Genomic DNA, 3,024 nt, shown 5'->3' with positions numbered 1-3,024 from the left:
CGCCACCACGTCACCCACCACACCCGCCACCACGTCACCCACCACACCCGACGCCACATCAGCCCCCACACCCGCCACCACGTCACCCACCGCGCCCGGCACCGCATCAGTCAGCGCGCAAGCCCGCACGCCACCACCCGCCCTCCCGGCACCCACCACCGCCGCCCTCATGCGCTCCCGCCCGTCTCCGCCAGCGCCCGCTCCCAGAACTCCCGGCAGAAGCGCGCCAACGGCCCGCGTGCGGTCGCGCCCGGGGGACGCCTGCTCTCGGTGGCGCGCAGCAGCCCGGACTCGACGGGCACCTCGCCCGCCAGGGGCAGTCCGAGCAGCCGGGCCACCTCCCGGTCGTCGAGTCCGGAGGCGTACGGCCCGCGTACCGCGACCCGGAGATCGCGCAGGACCATGCCGACCGCGGCTGCCACCCGGCCGGCCGCCGCGACGGCCCGCAGTTCGGCCGGGACGACGAGGAGCCCGACGTCGAGCTGGGCCAGGACCTCGGCGACCCCGTCGTCGATCCGGCGCGGCAGGTCGACGACGACCGTGCCGCCCCGGCGCCGGGCCGCGGCGAGCACCGCTCGTACGGCCGGGGGCGGCACCGCGACGCAGTCCCCCCGGTCCCAGCTGAGCACCCGCAGCGAATGCAACTCGGGCAACGACTCCTCCAGAGCACCGCCGCCCACCCGCCCGCGAGAGGCCGCGAACGCGGGCCACCTCAGGCCCTCGGCCGTTTCGCCGCCGAGGAGGACGTCGATGCCGCCGCCCAGCGGATCGGCGTCCACCAGGAGGCTGCGCAGTCCCTCCCGCGCGGAGGTCACCGCGAGCGCGCAGGCCAGGGTGGACGCGCCGGCGCCGCCCCGGCCGCCGATGACGCCGACGGTGAGCGCCGGCCGGCCGACGCCCTCGGTCACGTCGGCGATGCGGTCGACCAGCCACTGTTCGCCGTCGGGCAGCATCAGCACGTGCTCGGCGCCGATCTCGATGGCGCGGCGCCAGACCCCGGAGTCGTCCTGGTCGCGACTCACCAGCACCACGCCCCGTCTCCGGGCGGCTCCGCGCACGCGCCGCGCGGCATCGTCACCCACCAGGACGAGCGGGGCGGCCTCCCAGCCTCCCCGTTGTCCGGTGGCCGGGGACACCTGGGGTTCCGCCGGTACCGCGGGCACCGAGTGGTGCACCTCAGGCGTGGCGCCGGCCGCCGCGCACAGGCGCAACAGGTCGTCGAGCAGTTCGGTGTCCTCGGTGACGATCAGCGGGCCGCTCTGCCGCCCTCCGGCAGCGGACGGCGGATCGTCCGTGATGGTTCCGGTCATGACCACATCCCCTTCGCCGTGATGCGCGCGATGCGTGGTGCGGTGCGTGGTGCCCCGCCCACTCACGGGGTCCTCCGCCGTCTCGCACGGCCTCGCTCGGCATCTCGTGACTTCTCACGCGGCCCTTCCGGCCGCGCGATTCCCCACCGCGAAGACCCGGCGACCGGGCTCCACGGGAAGACCGGCGTGAACGACCGACGTGAACGCCGACGTGAACGGCGCCTTGAACCTCGGTCGAAACCAGTCCTACGCGTCCGGCAAACGGAGCCGGCCGTAACTCGGCGCGGCCCGGACGCTGACGCATGGGAATCACGGTGCAGTGATCCGGGAAATCGTGTGGATCTTGGTCCAAAACTGAGGACAACTCGGTGGCTGTGAATATCGCCGTCACCCGAACCGGTGAGCGTCACCCCGCCCAACCCGTCACCGTTCACCCCCGCGCACAACCTCCACAGAGCAGTCTGACGACTACACACCGTAGTGAGTCATGGACGCGTCAAAGGATCCTTGCCATCACCACAACGCGAGGCCCGGACCACCGAGAAGAAGGGAAAACCCACCCGGACATGCGACGACCCCCGCCGGGGGGGAGAGCGGGGGTCGTCTCCACGGCCGACTCGGGGGGGGGAGGAGTCGGACCGGGTTAGCACGGTCGCGAACGATCCGTGACTTCCATGGTGTACCCGAGAGCTCTCTCAGGCAAACCCACGCGCCCCACCTTACGCCGAATGGGCTGCGCCTATGCTCGGGGCCGTGGAAAACCACTCCTTGCCTCGCTCCATGCCCCGCACAGCGGCCTTCTTCGACCTGGACAAGACGGTCATTGCGAAGTCGAGCACACTCACCTTCAGCAAGTCGTTCTACCAGGGCGGACTGATCAACCGCAGGGCTGTCCTGCGCACCGCCTATGCCCAGTTCGTCTTCCTGGCGGGCGGCGCCGACCACGACCAGATGGAGCGGATGCGTGAGTACCTGTCCGCCTTGTGCCGCGGCTGGAACGTCGAACTGGTCAAGGAACTCGTCGCCGAGACGCTGCACGAACTGATCGACCCGATCATCTACGACGAGGCCGCCTCCCTCATCGAGGAGCACCACACCGCCGGCCGCGATGTCGTGATCGTCTCCACGTCGGGCGCCGAGGTCGTGGAGCCGATCGGCGAGCTCCTCGGCGCGGACCGGGTGGTGGCGACGCGCATGATCGTGGGCGACGACGGCTGCTTCACCGGGGAGGTGGAGTACTACGCGTACGGCCCCACCAAGGCGGAGGCAATCCGGGAGCTGGCCGAGTCAGAGGGGTACGACCTGGCCCGCTGCTACGCCTACAGCGACTCGGTGACCGACCTGCCGATGCTCGAGTCCGTCGGACATCCCCATGCGGTGAACCCGGACCGGGCGCTGCGTCGCGAGGCCCTGGCGCGCGAGTGGCCGATTCTCGATTTCCACCGTCCGGTGCGGCTCAAGCAGCGGCTCCCCGGCCTGTCCGTACCGCCGCGCCCCGCGCTCGTCGCCGCTGCGGCGATAGGTGCCGCGGCGGCCACCGCGGGCCTCGTCTGGTACGCGAGCCGGCGGCGTTCGGCAGCCGCCTGACCGCTCCTCGTCCGCACCCCCGCATCGGCAGCCTCATCCACGCCCCCATGCCCCCCTCGCCGCATCTCTTCCACTGCGCACCCCTCAACCCCCACCCCTTCACCCCTCACCCGCAACCTCACCCGCG

The 3,024-nt window shown here is 71.9% G+C and carries 2 protein-coding genes; one reads left to right on the top strand and one right to left on the bottom strand.

Features of this window, described 5'->3' with window-relative positions; all coding sequences use genetic code 11:
• Positions 1–167: 167 nt before the first annotated feature.
• Entirely contained in the window at positions 168–1,310 is a 1,143-nt protein-coding gene (gene ssd, locus KUM32_RS27025) for a septum site-determining protein Ssd (RefSeq protein WP_217144575.1), read from the bottom strand.
• 741 nt (positions 1,311–2,051) lie between these two features.
• Between ssd and KUM32_RS27020 the strand changes: the two genes are divergently transcribed.
• Positions 2,052–2,897 carry an HAD family phosphatase gene (locus KUM32_RS27020; RefSeq protein ID WP_217144574.1) on the top strand — a complete coding sequence of 282 codons (846 nt, stop codon included), beginning with the start codon at positions 2,052–2,054 and terminating at the stop codon, positions 2,895–2,897.
• Positions 2,898–3,024: the final 127 nt, after the last annotated feature.

It is taken from the genome of Streptomyces sp. AC627_RSS907 (genome assembly GCF_019049165.1).
Note: the sequence above shows the minus strand (reverse complement) of the source record. Positions and strands in the feature narration are given on the sequence as shown.

Excerpts from the sequence above, each read along its gene's own strand:
- ssd (WP_217144575.1), bottom strand. The coding sequence starts at position 1,310 with ATGACCGGAACCATCACGGACGATCCGCCGTCCGCTGCCGGAGGGCGG.
- KUM32_RS27020 (WP_217144574.1), top strand. The coding sequence starts at position 2,052 with ATGCTCGGGGCCGTGGAAAACCACTCCTTGCCTCGCTCCATGCCCCGC.